The 17395-nt window shown below is 66.1% G+C and carries 29 protein-coding genes; 27 read left to right on the forward strand and 2 right to left on the reverse strand.

The window, feature by feature from the left end; genetic code table 11:
* From F3H57_RS17095 to F3H57_RS17210, 24 genes are all read left to right on the forward strand, one after another.
* A partial coding sequence (locus tag F3H57_RS17095) for an EF-Tu C-terminal domain-related protein (protein WP_262504523.1) occupies positions 1 to 629 on the forward strand: 629 nt, incomplete at its 5' end.
* 238 nt (positions 630 to 867) lie between these two features.
* Positions 868 to 1176 carry a 30S ribosomal protein S10 gene (gene rpsJ, locus F3H57_RS17100; RefSeq protein WP_043773807.1) on the forward strand — a complete coding sequence of 103 codons (309 nt, stop codon included), beginning with the start codon at positions 868 to 870 and terminating at the stop codon, positions 1174 to 1176.
* A 15-nt stretch (positions 1177 to 1191) separates the two neighbouring features.
* Positions 1192 to 2061, forward strand: a complete 870-nt coding sequence (gene rplC, locus F3H57_RS17105; RefSeq protein ID WP_149757276.1) for a 50S ribosomal protein L3 — start codon at positions 1192 to 1194, stop codon at positions 2059 to 2061.
* On the forward strand, positions 2058 to 2675 hold the full coding sequence (gene rplD, locus F3H57_RS17110; protein ID WP_149757278.1) for a 50S ribosomal protein L4: 618 nt from the start codon (positions 2058 to 2060) through the stop codon (positions 2673 to 2675). Before rplC ends, rplD begins: the two co-directional genes overlap by 4 nt.
* Positions 2672 to 2968 carry a 50S ribosomal protein L23 gene (locus F3H57_RS17115; protein ID WP_149757280.1) on the forward strand — a complete coding sequence of 99 codons (297 nt, stop codon included), beginning with the start codon at positions 2672 to 2674 and terminating at the stop codon, positions 2966 to 2968. Before rplD ends, F3H57_RS17115 begins: the two co-directional genes overlap by 4 nt.
* A gap of 287 nt (positions 2969 to 3255) precedes the next feature.
* The gene (gene rplB / locus F3H57_RS17120; RefSeq protein WP_149757282.1) at positions 3256 to 4098 is read left to right on the forward strand and encodes a 50S ribosomal protein L2; all 843 of its coding nucleotides are present in this window, start codon (positions 3256 to 3258) and stop codon (positions 4096 to 4098) included.
* A gap of 3 nt (positions 4099 to 4101) precedes the next feature.
* Positions 4102 to 4380 (forward strand): 30S ribosomal protein S19, encoded by a 279-nt coding sequence (gene rpsS, locus F3H57_RS17125; protein ID WP_037263239.1) that lies wholly within the window; start codon positions 4102 to 4104, stop codon positions 4378 to 4380.
* A 3-nt stretch (positions 4381 to 4383) separates the two neighbouring features.
* Positions 4384 to 4764, forward strand: coding sequence for a 50S ribosomal protein L22 (gene rplV, locus F3H57_RS17130; protein ID WP_149757284.1), 381 nt, complete (start codon positions 4384 to 4386; stop codon positions 4762 to 4764).
* A complete protein-coding gene (gene rpsC / locus F3H57_RS17135) occupies positions 4764 to 5474 on the forward strand; it encodes a 30S ribosomal protein S3 (RefSeq protein WP_149757286.1) in 711 nt (236 codons plus the stop codon). Before rplV ends, rpsC begins: the two co-directional genes overlap by 1 nt.
* Before the next feature lie 12 nt (positions 5475 to 5486).
* The gene (rplP, locus tag F3H57_RS17140; protein ID WP_149757288.1) at positions 5487 to 5900 is read left to right on the forward strand and encodes a 50S ribosomal protein L16; all 414 of its coding nucleotides are present in this window, start codon (positions 5487 to 5489) and stop codon (positions 5898 to 5900) included.
* A 444-nt stretch (positions 5901 to 6344) separates the two neighbouring features.
* Entirely contained in the window at positions 6345 to 6965 is a 621-nt protein-coding gene (locus F3H57_RS17145; RefSeq protein ID WP_149757290.1) for a TIGR02466 family protein, read from the forward strand.
* 118 nt (positions 6966 to 7083) lie between these two features.
* Complete coding sequence (locus tag F3H57_RS17150; protein WP_149757292.1) at positions 7084 to 7506, forward strand: hypothetical protein; 423 nt, start codon at positions 7084 to 7086, stop codon at positions 7504 to 7506.
* A 134-nt stretch (positions 7507 to 7640) separates the two neighbouring features.
* The gene (gene rpmC, locus F3H57_RS17155; RefSeq protein WP_149757522.1) at positions 7641 to 7847 is read left to right on the forward strand and encodes a 50S ribosomal protein L29; all 207 of its coding nucleotides are present in this window, start codon (positions 7641 to 7643) and stop codon (positions 7845 to 7847) included.
* Positions 7848 to 7860: 13 nt separating this feature from the next.
* A complete protein-coding gene (rpsQ, locus tag F3H57_RS17160) occupies positions 7861 to 8187 on the forward strand; it encodes a 30S ribosomal protein S17 (protein WP_149757294.1) in 327 nt (108 codons plus the stop codon).
* A 91-nt stretch (positions 8188 to 8278) separates the two neighbouring features.
* The gene (rplN, locus tag F3H57_RS17165; RefSeq protein WP_149757296.1) at positions 8279 to 8647 is read left to right on the forward strand and encodes a 50S ribosomal protein L14; all 369 of its coding nucleotides are present in this window, start codon (positions 8279 to 8281) and stop codon (positions 8645 to 8647) included.
* Positions 8647 to 8958: a 50S ribosomal protein L24 gene (gene rplX, locus F3H57_RS17170; RefSeq protein ID WP_149757298.1), complete on the forward strand. Its 312-nt coding sequence runs from the start codon at positions 8647 to 8649 to the stop codon at positions 8956 to 8958. Before rplN ends, rplX begins: the two co-directional genes overlap by 1 nt.
* The gene (gene rplE / locus F3H57_RS17175) at positions 8951 to 9511 is read left to right on the forward strand and encodes a 50S ribosomal protein L5 (RefSeq protein ID WP_149757300.1); all 561 of its coding nucleotides are present in this window, start codon (positions 8951 to 8953) and stop codon (positions 9509 to 9511) included. The genes rplX and rplE overlap by 8 nt, the downstream gene beginning before the upstream one ends.
* Before the next feature lie 12 nt (positions 9512 to 9523).
* Complete coding sequence (rpsN, locus tag F3H57_RS17180) at positions 9524 to 9829, forward strand: 30S ribosomal protein S14 (RefSeq protein WP_149757302.1); 306 nt, start codon at positions 9524 to 9526, stop codon at positions 9827 to 9829.
* A 14-nt stretch (positions 9830 to 9843) separates the two neighbouring features.
* Complete coding sequence (gene rpsH, locus F3H57_RS17185) at positions 9844 to 10236, forward strand: 30S ribosomal protein S8 (RefSeq protein ID WP_149757304.1); 393 nt, start codon at positions 9844 to 9846, stop codon at positions 10234 to 10236.
* A 12-nt stretch (positions 10237 to 10248) separates the two neighbouring features.
* Complete coding sequence (rplF, locus tag F3H57_RS17190; RefSeq protein ID WP_149757306.1) at positions 10249 to 10782, forward strand: 50S ribosomal protein L6; 534 nt, start codon at positions 10249 to 10251, stop codon at positions 10780 to 10782.
* 11 nt (positions 10783 to 10793) lie between these two features.
* Positions 10794 to 11153 carry a 50S ribosomal protein L18 gene (gene rplR / locus F3H57_RS17195; protein WP_149757308.1) on the forward strand — a complete coding sequence of 120 codons (360 nt, stop codon included), beginning with the start codon at positions 10794 to 10796 and terminating at the stop codon, positions 11151 to 11153.
* A 160-nt stretch (positions 11154 to 11313) separates the two neighbouring features.
* Entirely contained in the window at positions 11314 to 11904 is a 591-nt protein-coding gene (gene rpsE / locus F3H57_RS17200; protein ID WP_149757310.1) for a 30S ribosomal protein S5, read from the forward strand.
* Between the two features lie 3 nt (positions 11905 to 11907).
* Positions 11908 to 12096 (forward strand): 50S ribosomal protein L30, encoded by a 189-nt coding sequence (gene rpmD / locus F3H57_RS17205; protein WP_149757312.1) that lies wholly within the window; start codon positions 11908 to 11910, stop codon positions 12094 to 12096.
* Positions 12097 to 12304: 208 nt separating this feature from the next.
* The gene (locus F3H57_RS17210) at positions 12305 to 12745 is read left to right on the forward strand and encodes a GFA family protein (protein ID WP_149757314.1); all 441 of its coding nucleotides are present in this window, start codon (positions 12305 to 12307) and stop codon (positions 12743 to 12745) included.
* A 71-nt stretch (positions 12746 to 12816) separates the two neighbouring features.
* On the opposite strand, the gene F3H57_RS17215 is transcribed toward F3H57_RS17210, so the two are convergent.
* Entirely contained in the window at positions 12817 to 14076 is a 1260-nt protein-coding gene (locus F3H57_RS17215; protein ID WP_223163119.1) for a DEAD/DEAH box helicase, read from the reverse strand.
* Between the two features lie 652 nt (positions 14077 to 14728).
* Between F3H57_RS17215 and F3H57_RS17220 the strand changes: the two genes are divergently transcribed.
* The 3 genes from F3H57_RS17220 (at position 14729) to F3H57_RS17230 (ending at position 17010) form a co-directional block, all read left to right on the forward strand.
* Complete coding sequence (locus F3H57_RS17220; protein WP_149757316.1) at positions 14729 to 15328, forward strand: outer membrane protein; 600 nt, start codon at positions 14729 to 14731, stop codon at positions 15326 to 15328.
* 108 nt (positions 15329 to 15436) lie between these two features.
* Positions 15437 to 15718: a hypothetical protein gene (locus F3H57_RS17225; protein WP_149757318.1), complete on the forward strand. Its 282-nt coding sequence runs from the start codon at positions 15437 to 15439 to the stop codon at positions 15716 to 15718.
* Between the two features lie 500 nt (positions 15719 to 16218).
* Entirely contained in the window at positions 16219 to 17010 is a 792-nt protein-coding gene (locus tag F3H57_RS17230; protein ID WP_149757320.1) for an inositol monophosphatase family protein, read from the forward strand.
* Here the strand turns inward: F3H57_RS17230 and F3H57_RS17235 are convergent, their stop codons facing one another.
* Complete coding sequence (locus F3H57_RS17235; protein ID WP_149757322.1) at positions 17011 to 17376, reverse strand: GFA family protein; 366 nt, start codon at positions 17374 to 17376, stop codon at positions 17011 to 17013. It lies immediately after the preceding gene.
* Positions 17377 to 17395: the final 19 nt, after the last annotated feature.

A 17395-nucleotide genomic window follows, 5' to 3' on the forward strand; every position in this document is an offset into this window, starting at 1 on the left:
AAGAGAAGATCAAGGAGCTGATGGCGGCGGTCGACGATTACATCCCGCAGCCGGCACGCGCCGTGGACCAGCCGTTCCTGATGCCGATCGAGGACGTGTTCTCGATCTCGGGCCGCGGCACGGTGGTCACCGGCCGGGTCGAGCGCGGGGTGGTGAATGTCGGCGACGAGCTCGAGATCGTCGGCCTGAAGGACACCCGCAAGACGACCTGCACGGGCGTCGAGATGTTCCGCAAGCTGCTCGACCGCGGCGAGGCGGGCGACAACATCGGCGCGCTGCTGCGCGGCATCGACCGTGACGGCGTCGAGCGCGGCCAGGTGCTGTGCAAGCCGAAATCGGTGACGCCGCACACCAAGTTCGAGGCCGAGGTCTACATCCTGACCAAGGAAGAGGGCGGCCGCCACACGCCGTTCTTCGCGAACTACCGCCCGCAGTTCTACTTCCGCACGACGGACGTGACCGGGACGGTGACGCTGCCGGAAGGCACCGAGATGGTGATGCCGGGCGACAACCTGAAGTTCGGCGTGGAGCTGATCGCGCCGATCGCGATGGAAGACGGCCTGCGCTTCGCCATCCGCGAAGGCGGTCGCACCGTCGGCTCCGGCGTCGTCGCCAAGATCATCGAGTGATCGGCGGCTGATCGCCGCCAGGGCGCCCGGCAGGGCGCTCGCACGCGACGCTCGAAGCGCGCCGGTCCGGTACCGGGGCGCTGAGGGCAGACAAGACAATCGGGCTGCGGGCCCGGCAAGGCCCCGGAGCGTCTCCGGGGCCGCGCCGCTCCGACGGTCCGACGCGGGCGCGATGAGGCGGCAGGGTGGTCCTGCCCCCTCCTCTCGGGCTCTCACCAAGCCTACGAAGGCAAGACACATGCAAAGCCAGAACATTCGGATCCGGCTCAAGGCGTTCGACTACCGCGTGCTGGATGCCAGCACGCAGGAGATCGTGAACACCGCCAAGCGGACCGGTGCCGACGTGCGCGGGCCGATCCCGCTGCCGAACAAGATCGAGCGGTTCACCGTCCTGCGCGGGCCCCACGTCAACAAGAAGTCGCGCGACCAGTGGGAGATCCGCACCCACAAGCGTCTTCTCGACATCGTCGATCCGACCCCGCAGACCGTGGACGCGCTGATGAAGCTCGACCTCGCCGCCGGCGTCGACGTCGAAATCAAGGTGTAAGGAGGGCAACGACAGATGCGCTCTGGAATCATCGCAAAGAAGGTCGGGATGACCCGGATCTTCCAGGACGACGGGAAGCAAATCCCCGTGACCGTCCTGCAACTCGACAAGCTGCAGGTCGTGGCGCAGCGCACCACCGAGGCGCACGGCTATTCCGCCGTTCAGCTCGGCTGCGGCACGATCCGTGCCAAGAACGTCTCCAAGCCGATGCGTGGCCACTTCGCCGTCGCCAAGGTGGAGCCCAAGCGCAAGGTCGCGGAATTCCGCGTCGCGCCGGAGAACCTGATCGACGTGGGTGAGGAAATCACCGCCGATCACTATTTCGAGGGCCAGTTCGTGGACGTCTGCGGCACCTCGATCGGCAAGGGCTTTGCCGGCGGCATGAAGCGGCACAACTTCCGTGGTCTCGAGGCCACGCACGGCGTGTCGATCAGCCACCGCTCGCACGGCTCCACCGGCCAGTGCCAGGACCCCGGCAAGGTGTTCAAGGGCAAGAAGATGGCCGGCCACATGGGCGCGGTGCGCGTGACCACGCAGAACCTGCAGGTCGTGAAGACGGACGCCGAGCGCGGCCTGATCATGATCAAGGGCGCGGTGCCGGGCGCCAAGGGCGGCTGGGTGACGATCAAGGACGCGGTCAAGAAACCGACGCCCGAGAACATCATCCTGCCCGCGGCGCTGAAGTCGGCAGCCGAGGAGGCCAAGCGCGTGGCGGAAGAAGCCGCCAAGCAGGCCGAGGAAGAGGCCCGCGCCGCCGAGGAGGCCCGCCTTGCAGAGGAGGCCGCCCAGCAGGAGGCCGCCCTCAAGGAAGCCGAGGCCGAAATTTCCGAGGAGTCGGCCGAGACCGACAAGTCGGACGCCGAGAAGAAGGACGGTCAGGAATGAAACTCGACGTGATCAAGCTGGACGGCGGCACCGCCGGGTCGGTGGATCTCGCGGACGAGATCTACGATCTCGAGCCGCGCGCCGACATCCTGCACCGTGTCGTGCGCTGGCAGCGCAACAAGGCGATGCAGGGCACCCATTCGACGCTCGGCCGCTCGGAAGTCAGCTACTCCACCAAGAAGATCTATCGCCAGAAGGGCACCGGCGGCGCACGCCACGGCGACCGCGGCGCACCGATCTTCCGCAAGGGTGGCATCTACAAGGGGCCCAAGCCGCGCAGCCATGCGCATGAGCTCCCCAAGAAGGTCCGCAAGCTGGGCCTGATGCACGCGCTGTCGGCGAAGGCGCGCGAGGGCAATCTCGTGATCCTCGAGAGCGCGGAGACCGACGGCAAGACCAAGACCCTCGCCAAGGCGGTCAAGGATCTGGGCTGGAAGCGTGCGCTCGTCATCGACGGCGCCGAGGTGAACGGCGAATTCGCCCGTGCCGCGGCGAATATCGACGGGCTCGATGTGCTGCCGTCGATGGGCGCGAACGTCTACGACATCCTCAAGCGGGACACCCTGGTGATCACCCGCGCGGGGATCGAAGCACTGGAGGCACGCCTGAAATGAGCGCGACCGCACAGCACTACGACGTGATCCGAAAGCCGATCATCACCGAGAAGTCCACGATGGCGTCCGAGAACAACGCCGTCGTCTTCGAGGTGGCGATGGACGCCACCAAGCCGCAGATCCGCGACGCGATCGAGGCTGTCTTCGGCGTCAAGGTGAAGGCGGTGAACACCGCGATCCACAAGGGCAAGGTGAAGCGCTTCCGCGGCCAGAAGGGCCGCCGCGCCGACACCAAGAAGGCCTATGTCACGCTCGAAGAGGGCAACACCATCGACGTGACCACGGGCCTCTGATAAGAGGCTGCGAATCGTGACGTGGCCCCGGGGCCGAACCCGGGGCCACGTCGCATTTGCGGGGGCCGGCGGTGGGCGGATTGCCCACCCGACCTGCCGCCCCGCGATACGCCGCGGCATCGCCCGGCGTCCGTAGGGTGGGCACTCCGCCCACCGTTGCGGCCATCACCGGGGACCTTCGGGGCCCTACATCCGACGCCGGAGCCAGCCGATCTGGACCCGGCCGACACATAGGCGCGGAGACCCGAGCGGGGAATCCGGGCCGCTGATAACGGAAGACAGAAAGCATGGCACTCAAGTCGTACAAGCCGACGACGCCGGGCCAGCGCGGGCTGGTGCTGATCGACCGTTCGGAGCTGTACAAGGGACGCCCCGTCAAGAGCCTCACCGAGGGTCTGACGAAGAAGGGCGGTCGCAACAACACCGGACGGATCACGATGCGCCGCCGCGGCGGGGGCGCAAAGCGCCTTTACCGGATCGTGGACTTCAAGCGTCGCAAGTTCGACGTCCAGGGCACCGTCGCCCGGATCGAATACGACCCCAACCGGACCGCCTTCATCGCGCTGATCCAGTACGATGACGGCGAGCAGGCCTACATCCTCGCGCCCCAGCGCCTCGCCATCGGCGACCGCGTTCTGTCGGGTGCCAAGGCCGACATCAAGCCGGGCAACGCGATGCCGTTCTCGGGCATGCCGATCGGCACGATCGTCCACAATATCGAGCTGAAGCCGGGCAAGGGCGGGCAGATCGCACGCGCCGCCGGCACCTACGCGCAGTTCGTCGGCCGTGACGGCGGCTACGCGCAGATCCGCCTGTCGTCGGGCGAGCTTCGGATGGTCCGGCAGGAATGCATGGCCACCGTGGGCGCGGTGTCGAACCCCGACAACAGCAACCAGAACTTCGGCAAGGCCGGCCGGTCGCGCCACATGGGCAAGCGCCCGAGCGTCCGCGGCGTCGTGATGAACCCGATCGACCACCCGCATGGTGGCGGCGAGGGCCGCACCTCGGGCGGCCGTCACCCGGTCAGCCCCTGGGGCAAGCCGACCAAGGGCCATCGCACGCGCGACACCAACAAGGCGTCGCAGAAGCTCATCATTCGCTCGCGTCACGCTCGGAAGAAGGGTCGCTAACACATGACACGTTCCGTCTGGAAAGGTCCGTTCGTCGACGCCTACGTCCTGAAGAAGGCCGAGGCAGCGCGCGAATCGGGCCGCAACGAAGTGATCAAGATCTGGTCGCGTCGTTCCACCATCCTGCCGCAGTTCGTCGGCCTCACCTTCGGCGTCTACAACGGCCACAAGCATGTGCCGGTGAACGTCTCCGAGGACATGATCGGACAGAAGTTCGGCGAATACTCGCCCACCCGCACCTATTACGGGCACTCGGCCGACAAGAAAGCGAAGAGGAAATAAGCCATGGGCAAGGATAAGAATCCCCGCCGCGTGGCGGACAACGAGGCGATGGCCAAGCTGCGCATGCTGCGCACCTCGCCGCAGAAGCTGAACCTCGTCGCGGCGCTCATTCGCGGCAAGAAGGTCGACAAGGCCCTCACGGACCTGACCTTCTCCAAGAAGCGCATCGCCGAAGACGTGAAGAAGTGCCTTCAGTCGGCCATCGCCAACGCCGAGAACAACCACGGCCTCGACGTCGACGACCTCGTCGTCGCCGAAGCGTATGTGGGCAAGAACCTGATCATGAAGCGCGGTCGTCCGCGGGCCCGTGGCCGGTTCGGGCGCATTCTGAAGCCGTTCTCGGAAATCACCATCAAGGTGCGTCAGGTCGAGGAGCAAGCCTAATGGGTAACAAGACCAATCCGATCGGCATGCGCCTGCAGGTGAACCGCACCTGGGACAGCCGCTGGTACGCCGACACCAAGGACTACGGCAACCTGCTGCTCGAGGATCTCAAGATCCGCGAGTTCATCCACGATGAGTGCAAGCAGGCCGGCGTCGCGCGCATCATCATCGAGCGTCCGCACAAGAAGTGCCGCGTGACGATCCATGCCGCGCGTCCGGGCGTCATCATCGGCAAGAAGGGCGCCGACATCGAGACCCTGCGCAAGAAGCTGGGCCGCATGACCGCGTCCGAGCTGCACCTCAACATCGTCGAGGTGCGCAAGCCGGAACTGGACGCGCGCCTGGTGGGTGAAAGCATCGCCCAGCAGCTCGAACGCCGGGTGTCGTTCCGCCGAGCCATGAAGCGCGCGGTGCAGAACGCCATGCGCATGGGCGCACAGGGCATCCGGGTGAACGTCTCGGGCCGTCTCGGCGGCGCGGAGATCGCGCGGACGGAATGGTACCGCGAGGGCCGCGTTCCGCTGCACACCCTGCGTGCCGATATCGACCATGCCAGCGTCGAGGCGGAAACGCCTTACGGCATCATCGGGATCAAGGTCTGGATCTTCAAAGGCGAGATCATGGAGCACGATCCCCAAGCCCGCGACCGCCGCACGCAGGAAATCCAGGACGGACCTGCACCGCGCGGTGCCGGCGGCGGCCGGCGCTGAGGAGGATAGGACATGCTTCAACCCAAGCGTACCAAGTACCGCAAGCAGCAGAAGGGTCGCATCAAGGGCGAGGCCAAGGGCGGCTCCGACCTTAACTTCGGCTCCTTCGGCCTGAAGGCCACGCAGCCCGAGCGCGTGACCGCGCGCCAGATCGAGGCGGCCCGCCGTGCCATGACGCGCCACATGAAGCGTCAGGGCCGTGTCTGGATCCGCATTTTCCCGGATGTGCCCGTGTCGGCCAAGCCGATCGAGGTCCGGATGGGTAAAGGCAAGGGGTCGGTCGACCGCTGGGCCTGCAAGGTCAAGCCCGGCCGGGTGATGTTCGAGATCGACGGCGTCGGCGAGGAAATTGCCCGCGAGGCTCTGCGCCTTGCGTCGATGAAGCTGCCGATCAAGACGCGCATCGTTGCGCGCGAGGACTGGTAAGACAAGGGGGCGGACCCCGCGTTCGCCTCATGGGCCCCCAGTGGAAACGCTGGGGGCCTTCTGCGTCCGAGGAATGTGACAATGCCGGTTTATTCCGTTCAATTCGAAGGTCACGGGGTCAGCCTGACGTCGCCAGAGGGGCTCGCGCGCCGGTTGTCGTCTCCGTCACGCTCGACGCGAGCGACGAGGATGCGGCCGAGGCAAGGGCCCGGCTCGATGTCTACCGGGAATGGACGGCGCGGGGTCTACGGGTCCGGGCAGGCGGTGCCCTGCCGGATCTCGCGGTGACCGAGCTTGGCAAGGTGTCGTCCCTTCGGGCCCCGTTTGCCGACCGCGGAGTTTCGGGCTTCACCTTCGTCCCGGCGGCGTGACGGGCCCCGTTCCGTTCGGTGCTGTCGTGGGATAGGGAGGCGGCAACCGCCAGCCAGACCCCGGAGAGCCCCCATGGCCGACACTCGCTCCCTCTTCGCGACACGCCTGTACCGCGCGCGCCTCTCGGCCTTCGATCCGCAGATCGATCCGGGCGAACTCGAAGCCTCCTGCTACTCCATCGCCGACGATGACGAGGCCGGGCAGGACTGGTGCGAGCGCGAAGGCTATCCCGGGTACACCTCCTATGCCTCGCTCACCGACCTGCCGTGGCGCTTCCCGATCTTCGCCGACCTGGTGAAGGCGCTCGACGCCCATGTCGCCGCCTTCGCGGAGGACCTGCAGTTCGATCTTGGCGACAAGGGGCTGGTGCTGGAGGATATCTGGATCAACGTGCTGCCCGAGGGCGGCTCCCACGGTTCGCACATCCACCCCCATTCGGTGATCTCGGGGACGACCTATGTGGCGATGCCCGACGGGACCTCGGCGCTCAAGCTCGAGGATCCGCGCCTGCCGATGATGATGGCTGCGCCGACGCGCACGAAGGAGTGCCGCGAGGAGCTGAAGAGCTTCGTCTACGTGGCGCCCGAGGTCGGCGACGTGATGCTGTGGGAATCCTGGCTGCGGCACGAGGTGCCGATGAACATGGCCGAGGACGACCGCATCAGCGTCAGCTTCAACTACAAGTGGGAATAAAAATCGGGCACCTCCGAACAAATCGGGCCTGATGGCCCTTAGCGCGTTTTGCGCAGCCGGCAAGTCCGATTACGCTTCGATTCACTCGGGCGTAACGATTTGCAGGGTACGAAGGGCCATGACCAAAGCGATCGCAGTAATGTTCGGCACGGCGACGTTCGCCTTCCTCACCCTGGTGCCGCTGCCCGCAGGGGCGCAGAACGTCGAGTGGACCAACACCATCGCGATCAGGGGCGAAGGCGAGGAGGGCCTCGAACTCCGCCTGCGCGTGGACCAGGTCACCGACAAGATGTCGAAGGCCCACATCATCCACGGGATCTGCAATCACTTCCTGCCGTTCGCCGTCCCGCTGGTGAAGGATAAGGCGGCGCTCAGCGATCCGCGTTTCGTGACCGTGCGGATCGCGACCCGGTCCTGGGATCTTGTGCTCGGGGCGGGGGGGCGCTGGCAGGCCACCTACGATATCCAGGGCGACAAGTGCGGGGACGAAATGCTCGCCGAGCGTCGATGGACGGCCAATACCGGCAACTACCTGCGCTGAACCAATCGCCGCTTGCGTTGTGCACGGCTTGATGGTAGGCGCGAGCCTCATCCACGGACTCCACCGGAATCAGGGTGACCCTGCGCGCCAACGCAGGCAGGGGCCTTCCGGTGATGTTGAATGAAAGGGGCGCCATGAACGCCAGCGAACTCCGTGACAAGACCCCGGACGAACTCCGGGACCAGCTTGTCCAGCTCAAGAAAGAGGCCTTCAACCTGCGCTTCCAGCAGGCGACCGGCCAGATGGAGAACACCGCGCGCATGCGCACCGTCAAGCGCGACACTGCGCGCGTGATGACCGTTCTCAACGAAAAGGCGGCCGCGGCCGCCACGACCGAGTAAGAGGACCCGCGACATGCCCAAGCGAATCCTGCAAGGCACCGTGACCTCGACCGCCAACGCGCAGACGGTGACGGTCTCGGTCGAGCGTCGCTTCAAGCACCCGGTGCTTCAGAAGACGATCAAGAAATCCAAGAAGTACCGCGCCCACGACGAGGCCCAGTCCTTCAAGGTCGGCGATTTCGTGATGATCCGCGAATGCGCGCCGAAGTCCAAGACCAAGCGGTGGGAAGTGATGACCGCCGAGATGATCGAGGAGCAGAAGGCCCACCACGCCGAGCTTGCCCGGATCGAGCGCGAGCGGTGGGAGGCCCAGAAGGCCGAGGCCGAAAGCGCCCAGTAGAACGACCCCGGGCCCCGCGCGGGCCCGGCACATGACAATCGAAACCCCGGAGAGTTAACCAGAACAGCTCCGGAAGGTCGGGAGAAACGCCATGATCCAGATGCAGACCAATCTGGATGTCGCTGACAATTCGGGTGCCCGAAAAGTTCAGTGCATCAAGGTCCTGGGTGGCTCCAAGCGCAAGTATGCGTCGGTAGGCGACATCATCGTCGTCTCCGTCAAGGAAGCCATCCCGCGCGGCCGCGTGAAGAAGGGCGATGTCCGCAAGGCCGTCGTCGTGCGCACCGCCAAGGAGGTTCGTCGCGAAGACGGCACCGCCATCCGCTTCGACCGCAACGCCGCGGTGATCCTCAACAATTCGGGCGAGCCCATCGGCACCCGTATCTTCGGCCCCGTGGTGCGTGAGCTCCGCGCGAAGAACTTCATGAAGATCATCTCGCTCGCTCCGGAGGTGCTCTGATGGCTGCGAAACTCAAGAAGGGCGACAAGGTCGTCGTGCTTGCCGGCAAGGACCGCGGCAAGCAGGGCACCATCACCACGGTGATGCCCAAAGAGAACAAGGCGGTGGTCGAGGGCCTGAACATGGCCGTGCGTCACCAGCGCCAGAGCCAGACCAACCAGGGCGGCCGCCAGCCCAAGGCGATGCCGATCGACCTGTCGAACCTGGCTTTCGTCGACGCCAATGGCAAACCGACCCGCGTCGGCTTCCGCGTCGAGGGCGACAAGAAGGTCCGCTTCGCCAAGACCACGGGGGATGCGATCGATGCTTGATACGGCGAACTACACCCCGCGCCTGCGCCAGCAGTTCCGCGAGACGATCCGCCCCGCGCTCCGTGAGGAGTTCGGCTACAAGAACGACATGCAGATCCCGCGTCTGGACAAGATCGTCCTGAACATCGGCTGCGGTGCCGAGGCGGTGCGCGACTCCAAGAAGGCCAAGTCGGCGCAGGAAGACCTGTCGAAGATCGCCGGCCAGCACGCTGTCGTCACCAAGGCGAAGAAGTCGATCGCCGGCTTCCGTGTCCGCGAGGACATGCCGCTCGGTGCGAAGGTCACGCTGCGCGGCGACCGGATGTACGAATTCCTCGACCGGCTGGTCACCATCGCGATGCCCCGCATCCGCGACTTCCGCGGCGTGAAGCCCAGCTTCGATGGCCGTGGCAACTTCGCGATGGGCCTCAAGGAGCACATCGTCTTCCCCGAGATCGATTTCGACAAGGTCGACGAGGTCTGGGGCATGGACATCATCATCGCCACCACGGCGAAGACCGATGCCGAGGCGAAGTCGCTGCTGAAGCAGTTCAACATGCCGTTCACGAGCTGAGGGAATACAGACATGGCTAAGAAATCCATGGTCGAACGTCAGAAGAAGCGTGAGCGGCTCGTGGCACAATACGCCGCCAAGCGCGCTTCGCTGAAAGCGACCGCGAAAGACGAATCCAAGCCGATGGAAGAGCGGTTCAAGGCCCGGCTCAAGCTGGCCGAGCTACCCCGCAATTCCTCGCCCACGCGCCTCAACAACCGCTGCCAGCTGACGGGGCGTCCGCACGCCTATTACCGCAAGCTGAAGATCAGCCGGATCATGCTGCGCGACCTCGGCAACAAGGGCCTGCTGCCCGGCATGGTCAAGTCGAGCTGGTAAGGGAGGGCTGACACATGAACGATCCTATCGGTGATATGCTCACCCGTATCCGCAACGCCGGCATGCGCGGCAAGTCGACGGTGTCGACGCCCGCGTCCAAGCTGCGCGCCTGGGTTCTCGATGTGCTCGCGGACGAAGGCTACATCCGCGGCTACGAACGGACGACCGACAAGAACGGCCATGCGGCGCTGGAAATCTCGCTCAAGTACTATGAGGGCGAGCCGGTGATCCGCGAGCTGAAGCGCGTGTCCAAGCCGGGCCGCCGCGTCTATCTCGGCGTCGACACCATTCCGCAGGTGCGTCAGGGCCTGGGCATCTCGATCGTCTCCACGTCCAAGGGCGTGATGAGCGATCACTCCGCCCGCGCCCAGAACGTCGGCGGCGAAGTGCTCTGCACGGTATTCTAAGGAGGCCTGACAATGTCTCGTATTGGCAAAAGACCGGTCGAGCTGCCCTCGGGTGTCTCCGCATCCCTGTCGGGGCAGACGATCGAGGTGAAGGGCCCCAAGGGCACCAAAAGCTTCACCGCAACTGACGACGTGACCATCACGGTGGGCGACGATGCCGTGACGGTGGAGCCGCGCGGCAAGTCCAAGCGCGCGCGCCAGCAGTGGGGCATGACCCGCACCATCATCGCCAACCTCGTCCATGGGGTCCAGAACACCTTCAAGAAGGAGCTGGAGATCCAAGGCGTTGGTTACCGGGCGCAGGTTCAGGGCCAGGTCCTGAAACTGAACCTCGGCCTGTCGCACGACGTCGATTTCCCGATTCCGGAAGGGATCACCATTACCGCGGCGAAGCCGACCGAACTCACCGTCGAAGGCCACGACCTTCAGCAGGTGGGTCAGGTGGCCTCGAACATCCGCGACTGGCGGCGGCCCGAACCCTACAAGGGCAAAGGCATCCGCTACAAGGGTGAGTACATCTTCCAGAAGGAAGGCAAGAAGAAGTAAGGACGGCGAACATGGCATACGACAAGCGAGTGCAGTTCCTGAAGCGCCGTCTGCGCGTCCGGAACAAGTTGCGCGCGGTGAACGAGGGGCGGATGCGCCTTTCGGTCCACCGCTCCAACAAGAACATCAGCGTGCAGCTGATCGACGACGTCAACGGCGTGACCGTGGCGGCGGCCTCGACGCTCGAGAAGGATCTCGGCGTTCTCGGCAAGAACAACGTGGAAGCCGCCCAGAAGGTCGGCGCCGCGATTGCCGAGCGTGCGAAGAAGGCCGGCGTGGAAGAAGCGTATTTCGACCGCGGCGGTTTCCTCTTTCACGGCAAGGTCAAGGCCGTGGCCGACGCGGCCCGCGAGGCCGGTCTGAAGATCTGAAGATGTGGCGGGCTTCGGCCCGCCCCATCCGTCTGGCGGCCCCGGCCGTCGCACCATGCGCAGGCGGTTCAGGCCGCCTCGATGATCGGGGGCCCGGCGCTCGGGCCACTTCGATTGGACGATACGGGCCGCGCGGCCCAGTACGAAAGGAATGCCTTGCATGGCAGAACGTGACAACAGACGGGGCGGCCGCCGCGACCGCGACGAGGCCCCCGAATTCGCCGATCGCCTGGTGGCGATCAACCGTGTCTCCAAGACCGTGAAGGGCGGCAAGCGCTTCGGCTTCGCCGCGCTCGTGGTTGTCGGTGACCAGAAGGGCCGCGTCGGCTTCGGCAAGGGCAAGGCCAAAGAGGTCCCCGAGGCGATCCGCAAGGCGACCGAGCAGGCCAAGCGCAAGATGATGCGCGTGCCGCTGCGCGAAGGCCGCACCCTGCACCACGACCTCGAAGGGCGCCACGGCGCGGGCCGCGTGATCATGCGCACCGCCCCGCAGGGTACCGGGATCATCGCCGGTGGTCCGATGCGCGCTGTGTTCGAAATGCTCGGCATCCAGGACGTCGTCGCGAAGTCGAACGGCTCGCAGAACCCGTACAACATGATCCGCGCCACGCTCGAAGGCCTGTCGCGTCAGCAGTCGCCCCGTCACGTCGCGCAGCGCCGCGGCAAGAAGGTGTCGGACATCCTGCCCAAGCGGGAAGAGAACAACCCGCAGGCGGAAGGCGACCACGTCCGCGTGTCGGAGGAGGCGTAACCCATGGCAAAGACCATCGTCGTCAAGCAGATCGGTTCCCCGATCCGCCGCCCCGAGATCCAGCGCAAGACGCTCATCGGGCTCGGCCTCAACAAGATGCACAAGACCCGCGAGCTCGAGGACACGCCTTCGATCCGCGGCATGATCCGCAAGATCCCGCATCTGGTGGAAATCGTCGAAGAGCGCGGCTGACCCGCGCCGCGACATGAGACAGGGGGCGCCGATTGTGCGCCCACGGCACCCTCCGGCCCCGGCCGGAGGGTGTTTTCGTTTCCGGCGCCGGGACCGGCGCCGTCTGGAACACCGCCGAAAGACTCTCTCGCCCGGTGGGCCCGTTCGGCGCGACACTGTGTCCACGCGCGCCGCCAAGAGCGCGCGTCCAAATGGAGGAGAGACACCGATGACCACCCACTATGAAGGCGGCTGCGCGCATGTCCACGTGACGGCCACGGCCGAGCCGATCGACAACCACGTCTGCCACTGCAACGTCTGCAAGAACGTGACCGGTCAGCAGACCACGCATGTGGCGTTCTTCAACCACTCCGACATCGAGGTGGACCATCCCGAGAAGATCGCCCGCCAGCCGTTCAACGCCGACAACCCCGACGGGCCGCTCGAGCTGTGCACCTGCTCCGAGTGTGGCGCGCCGTTGATGCTGGACGACAAGCAGGGGCGGATCCGCGTCGCGGTGCCGAACGTGATGGGCTACGATACCGGGGCCTTCCCGGATGCCACCTATCACGCCTTCTACGACAGCTCGAAGCCGTATCCGAAGCCGGATGACGGTCGCCCGGTGCACGAAGGGCTGCGCCCCGACTTCACCTGGCCGGCCGGGGCCTGAACGAAAGACGCCTCCCGGAGAACCGGGAGGCGTCGTTCCTACTGCCTGGGGAATTCGGCTGCCGGAGCGGCTCAGGCCGCCTTGCGCGGGCGGGACTGACGCGGGCGCCGCGATTGCGGCTTGCGGGCGCCATCGCCACCGCCGCCGAAGCCTTTGCCACCACCGCCGCCACGGCGTTTTTTCGGGGCCTCGCCGCGCGGTGCCGACCAAGGTGTGCCGCCGGCGACGGGGATGTCGCGGCCCATCACCTTCTGGATGTCGCGCAACTCACCCATCTCGGCCGGCGCGCAGAACGCGATCGCGGCGCCGTCGCGGCCCGCGCGGGCCGTGCGACCGATGCGGTGGACATAGTTGTCCGCCACGTTCGGCAGATCGAAGTTGTAGACGTGACGCACCTCGGGCACGTCGATGCCGCGGGCGGCAACGTCCGTTGCCACCAGCACCGTCAGCTCACCCGACCGGAAGCCTTTCAGAGCCCGTTCGCGCTGGCCCTGGCTCTTGTTGCCGTGGACAGAGGCGGCGGCGAAGCCGGCCTTGTCGAGCGTCTTCATCAGACGCTCAGCGCCGTGCTTGGTGCGCGCGAAGACCAGTGCGGCCTCGTCGCGGTGGGCGCTCAGCATGTCGATCAACAGGCCGGTCTTTTCGGACTGCTCGACGAAGTGGACGCTCTGCGAGATCTTGTCGACCGGCTTGCCCGGCGGCGCGGTCTCGATCCGCACCGGATCTGTGAGGAAGGCCTGCGCGATCTCGGTCATCTGCTTGGGCATGGTGGCCGAGAACAGCATGGTCTGGCGCTCTGCCGGCAGAAGCGGGGCGATCTTGCGAAGCGCGTGGATGAAGCCGAGATCGAGCATCTGATCGGCCTCGTCCAGGACCAGGAACCCGGTCTCGCTCAGCCGTACGGCCTTGCGGTCGAGATGGTCGATCAGCCGGCCTGGTGTCGCGACGAGGATGTCGACGCCGCGTGCCAGCTTGTTTTCCTGCGGGCGCGGGGCGGCGCCGCCGACCACGAGTTCGACCCGAACGCTGGTGCCGGCGGCATAGGCGCGGAGGTTGTCGAGGATCTGCTTGGCCAGTTCGCGCGTCGGCGCAAGGACGAGCCCGCGTACCGTCTTGGGATCGGGCCGGCCTTCCATCCGCGCGATGGCGGAAACGAGCGGCAACCCGAAGGCCGCGGTCTTGCCGGTGCCGGTCTGGGCAAGGCCCATCACGTCACGGCCGTTCATGGCCTCGGGAATGGCGCGGGCCTGGATCGGGGTCGGGTCGGTGATGCCCATTTCGGAGAGGTTCTGGGCGAGGCGGGGCGGCAGCCCCAGCATGTCGAAATCCAAAGGTGGTGTCCTGTCATGTCGCGGCGCAGCGCGCGCCGTCGGAAAGAGAGCCCCGGTCCCGCAAGGCGGACAGGGCGATCGCGTTCGGGTTTGCCGCCGAAGACTCGCGCGGGGCCGCATTGCCCGTCGCGCCGTTCGGCAGCATCGGACCCCCGCGTGAATTGGGAACCTGGGTGGTGATGATTGCGCTGCGCCCCGGGCCGCGTCGGCCATGTGTCGGGCGTCACCTGCTCACGCGGCAGGGCTGGCGCAGGGAAGCAGCTAGTCTTCTTCCGGCGTGGCGTCAATGGCCTTCGCGGGGTCGAGCCGTTACCGCAGGTTGGAAGCAACGCCCGCAGGACATGAGGTGCACGATTTGGTATGCAAATATAGAATGCCAGATATGCGCTTGAGGCGCGGGATTGAGCGAATAATCGCTCCCGGCGTGATTGGAGGTGCCGGCATGTTTCAGGTTGTGAGCTTTGCACCCCGGGTCATCGGCAAAGCACGGCCTGAGGCCGCAAGATCCTGAAACAACACGACTTCGTGACGGAGTGCCGGCACGGATCCGTGATCCGGCATCGGTGGAACGAAGTCGCGGCATTAACCATTTCTGCTGCACCACCGACGGGCAAAAGACCCGCCACACGCAACGGAGCACGGAGACCCGAGCATGAAACGCGTTTTCCTCATCACCACCGCCGCAGCCGCGACCGCAGCCAGCGTCGCCTTCGCCGCTGGCCCGACCCCGACGCCGCAAGAGCCGGTCGTTCAGCAGCCGGTGACCCCGGCAGCGCCCGCGCCGCTCTATGACTTCTCGGGCTTCTCGTTCGGTGGTCAACTCGGCTATGGCGACATCGACACCGACAGCCCTGACAGCGATGGCGAAGGTGGCGTGTACGGCCTGCGCGCCAACTACGATTACGACTTCGGCAACTTCATCCTCGGCGGCGGGGTGCAGTATGATTTCGCCGATATCGACGTTGACGGTGTTGCCACCACCGACGGTCTGCTGCGCGTCGGCCCGCGCTTCGGTTACGACTTCGGGCGCACGATGGTGTTCGGCCAAGGCGGCTACGCCAAGGCATACACCGACTCTGACTCGGTTGGCGACTCTGACGGCTACTACGTCGGCCTCGGCACCGAGACGTTCCTGACCGAGAACGTCACCGCCGGTGCCGAAGTGAACTACCACGAGTTCTCCGACTTCGACGCCGGGGATCTCGAAGCCGAAGCGACCACGGTCGGCGTGAACCTCAACTACCGGTTCTGAAGCGCAGCTTGCGCATCGTCCCCCGCGCCCGGGCGCGGGGATATCGGGCCGGAGCCTGCTCCGGCCCTTTTTTGTAGGCATTTGTCATCTCTCTGTTACATTCAAGGGATGCGTTTCCTTGCTGTCATCCTGTTTGCCGCGCTGGCGGCTCCCGCGACGGGGCAGAGCCCGATCGCAGAGGTGATCTGCGCCCCGAAAGACCGGATGTCCGACAAGCTGACCCGCCAATACGGAGCCAAGCGTCATGCCACGGGCCTGCGCTCTCCAGACGAGGTGATGGAACTCTGGCGCGCGGAGGACGGCGACTGGACCCTGGTGATGACCTACGCGTCGGGGCGGTCCTGCATCGTCGCTATGGGGCGCCACTGGGACGAGCACGATCCGACCTGACCGCGAAGGGTCTGAAGCAACCTGTCCGCGCTGGAAGAATTCGACTTGCGCGGCCCCGGCCGTTCGATCTCCGAAACATTTGGAATCCGCGAAAAAGGCATATGCGCAGGGCTTTTTGGCGGCGGCCGCGCTATTCTGTTCGAGCGAAACGGCCCTCGCATGGAACGACGCCCTACCGAGGTGACGCCACGAACGTTGCCGGTTCCGACGTCCTCGTGCACAGTTGACCGGGCGCGACGAATTACTGCCCTGCGGGCCTGCGGCCGACCTCATTGAACGGGGTCATCTCCTGCGGCGCGCCGCATGCAGGTCCGTACGAAAACCGCGCCGGTGCGCGCACCCTTGCGCCGAAGCGGGTGCACCGCACCGATGACACTGACGGCGGCAAGGGCATCGTGGTTGGCGCGAAAGGCATCGTCTAGCGCTGAGGCGCGGCCCCTTCACATCCCTTATGGGCGCGCGTATACGCCCGGCCTGAACCTACAGGAAGGGCCGGGCCGATGCAGGGCAGCGCCAATCTCAACATCATGATGAAGGCGGCGCGGAAGGCCGGACGGTCGCTCGTCAAGGATTTCCGCGAGGTCGAGAACCTGCAGGTCTCGATGAAGGGCGCCGGCGACTTCGTCAGCCGCGCCGACCTCGCCGCCGAGAAGATCCTGCGCGAAGAACTGATGGGCGCGCGCGGCACCTATGGCTGGCTGGCCGAGGAAAGCGGCGAGACGCCGGGCGAGGACCCGACGCGCCGCTGGATCGTCGATCCGCTCGACGGGACGACGAACTTCCTGCACGGCATGCCGCATTGGGCCATCTCCATCGCGCTGGAGCACAAGGGGTCGATCGTCTCGGCCGTGGTCTACGACGCGGCGAAGGACGAGATGTTCTATGCCGAGCGCGGGCAGGGCGCCTGGCTGAACGATTCCAAGCGCCTGCGCGTGTCGGGCCGCGCCCGCATGTCCGAGGCGCTGTTCGCCACCGGCGTGCCCTTCGGCGCCAAGCGGACGCTGCCGGCGACGCTCACCGATCTTGCGCGGCTGATGCCGCAATGCGCGGGCGTGCGGCGCTGGGGGGCGGCGTCGCTCGACCTCGCCTATGTGGCCGCGGGCCGCTACGACGGCTACTGGGAACGCGAGCTGCAGATCTGGGATCTCGCGGCGGGGAGCCTGATCGCGCTCGAGGCCGGGGCGCTGGTGGGGGGCGTGCGCGAGGGGCAGACGCCTCTCGAGGACGGCACGATCCTGTGCGCCAACGGCAACCTCTTCGACCAGTTCGCGCGGGTCATTCGCGAGGCGTGATCACCGGTCCGAGGGGTGATTGACCCCGTCGTTCCAGCGCATCGGTTCGTACTCGGCCGGGTTCACGCCCTCTAGCGTGCCGAGATTGACGCCGCATTCCGACGGATCGGAGCGGCGGACGTGGTACATGTAGATCCCGCAGATCCGGCAGAAGTAATGCTGTGCGGTGTCGGTGCCGAAGCCGTAGCGGGTCAGCGTCTCCGCGCCGCGGACGACATGCACGTTCTCGCGCCGGGCCGAGACGTTGGGCGCGGCTCGGCGCCGGCAGAAGGAGCAGTCGCAGCGCGCGGCGCTCTCCAGAGGGGCCGACAGCGTCACGCGCAGCTCCACGGCGCCGCAATGGCAGGTGGCGCGTCTTTCGGTCATTCGCGGGTCTCCTCCATGG

The organism is Roseivivax sediminis, from assembly GCF_900112685.1.
GTDB classification, from domain to species: Bacteria; Pseudomonadota; Alphaproteobacteria; order Rhodobacterales; family Rhodobacteraceae; genus Roseivivax; species Roseivivax sediminis.

What these genes read in the sequence shown, in the direction of transcription:
- rpsJ (WP_043773807.1), top strand. Translation starts at nt 868, where the DNA reads ATGCAAAGCCAGAACATTCGGATCCGGCTCAAGGCGTTCGACTACCGC.
- rplC (WP_149757276.1), top strand. Translation starts at nt 1,192, where the DNA reads ATGCGCTCTGGAATCATCGCAAAGAAGGTCGGGATGACCCGGATCTTC.
- rplD (WP_149757278.1), top strand. Translation starts at nt 2,058, where the DNA reads ATGAAACTCGACGTGATCAAGCTGGACGGCGGCACCGCCGGGTCGGTG.
- F3H57_RS17115 (WP_149757280.1), top strand. Translation starts at nt 2,672, where the DNA reads ATGAGCGCGACCGCACAGCACTACGACGTGATCCGAAAGCCGATCATC.
- rplB (WP_149757282.1), top strand. Translation starts at nt 3,256, where the DNA reads ATGGCACTCAAGTCGTACAAGCCGACGACGCCGGGCCAGCGCGGGCTG.
- rpsS (WP_037263239.1), top strand. Translation starts at nt 4,102, where the DNA reads ATGACACGTTCCGTCTGGAAAGGTCCGTTCGTCGACGCCTACGTCCTG.
- rplV (WP_149757284.1), top strand. Translation starts at nt 4,384, where the DNA reads ATGGGCAAGGATAAGAATCCCCGCCGCGTGGCGGACAACGAGGCGATG.
- rpsC (WP_149757286.1), top strand. Translation starts at nt 4,764, where the DNA reads ATGGGTAACAAGACCAATCCGATCGGCATGCGCCTGCAGGTGAACCGC.
- rplP (WP_149757288.1), top strand. Translation starts at nt 5,487, where the DNA reads ATGCTTCAACCCAAGCGTACCAAGTACCGCAAGCAGCAGAAGGGTCGC.
- F3H57_RS17145 (WP_149757290.1), top strand. Translation starts at nt 6,345, where the DNA reads ATGGCCGACACTCGCTCCCTCTTCGCGACACGCCTGTACCGCGCGCGC.
- F3H57_RS17150 (WP_149757292.1), top strand. Translation starts at nt 7,084, where the DNA reads ATGACCAAAGCGATCGCAGTAATGTTCGGCACGGCGACGTTCGCCTTC.
- rpmC (WP_149757522.1), top strand. Translation starts at nt 7,641, where the DNA reads ATGAACGCCAGCGAACTCCGTGACAAGACCCCGGACGAACTCCGGGAC.
- rpsQ (WP_149757294.1), top strand. Translation starts at nt 7,861, where the DNA reads ATGCCCAAGCGAATCCTGCAAGGCACCGTGACCTCGACCGCCAACGCG.
- rplN (WP_149757296.1), top strand. Translation starts at nt 8,279, where the DNA reads ATGATCCAGATGCAGACCAATCTGGATGTCGCTGACAATTCGGGTGCC.
- rplX (WP_149757298.1), top strand. Translation starts at nt 8,647, where the DNA reads ATGGCTGCGAAACTCAAGAAGGGCGACAAGGTCGTCGTGCTTGCCGGC.
- rplE (WP_149757300.1), top strand. Translation starts at nt 8,951, where the DNA reads ATGCTTGATACGGCGAACTACACCCCGCGCCTGCGCCAGCAGTTCCGC.
- rpsN (WP_149757302.1), top strand. Translation starts at nt 9,524, where the DNA reads ATGGCTAAGAAATCCATGGTCGAACGTCAGAAGAAGCGTGAGCGGCTC.
- rpsH (WP_149757304.1), top strand. Translation starts at nt 9,844, where the DNA reads ATGAACGATCCTATCGGTGATATGCTCACCCGTATCCGCAACGCCGGC.
- rplF (WP_149757306.1), top strand. Translation starts at nt 10,249, where the DNA reads ATGTCTCGTATTGGCAAAAGACCGGTCGAGCTGCCCTCGGGTGTCTCC.
- rplR (WP_149757308.1), top strand. Translation starts at nt 10,794, where the DNA reads ATGGCATACGACAAGCGAGTGCAGTTCCTGAAGCGCCGTCTGCGCGTC.
- rpsE (WP_149757310.1), top strand. Translation starts at nt 11,314, where the DNA reads ATGGCAGAACGTGACAACAGACGGGGCGGCCGCCGCGACCGCGACGAG.
- rpmD (WP_149757312.1), top strand. Translation starts at nt 11,908, where the DNA reads ATGGCAAAGACCATCGTCGTCAAGCAGATCGGTTCCCCGATCCGCCGC.
- F3H57_RS17210 (WP_149757314.1), top strand. Translation starts at nt 12,305, where the DNA reads ATGACCACCCACTATGAAGGCGGCTGCGCGCATGTCCACGTGACGGCC.
- F3H57_RS17220 (WP_149757316.1), top strand. Translation starts at nt 14,729, where the DNA reads ATGAAACGCGTTTTCCTCATCACCACCGCCGCAGCCGCGACCGCAGCC.
- F3H57_RS17225 (WP_149757318.1), top strand. Translation starts at nt 15,437, where the DNA reads ATGCGTTTCCTTGCTGTCATCCTGTTTGCCGCGCTGGCGGCTCCCGCG.
- F3H57_RS17230 (WP_149757320.1), top strand. Translation starts at nt 16,219, where the DNA reads ATGCAGGGCAGCGCCAATCTCAACATCATGATGAAGGCGGCGCGGAAG.
- F3H57_RS17235 (WP_149757322.1), bottom strand. Translation starts at nt 17,376, where the DNA reads ATGACCGAAAGACGCGCCACCTGCCATTGCGGCGCCGTGGAGCTGCGC.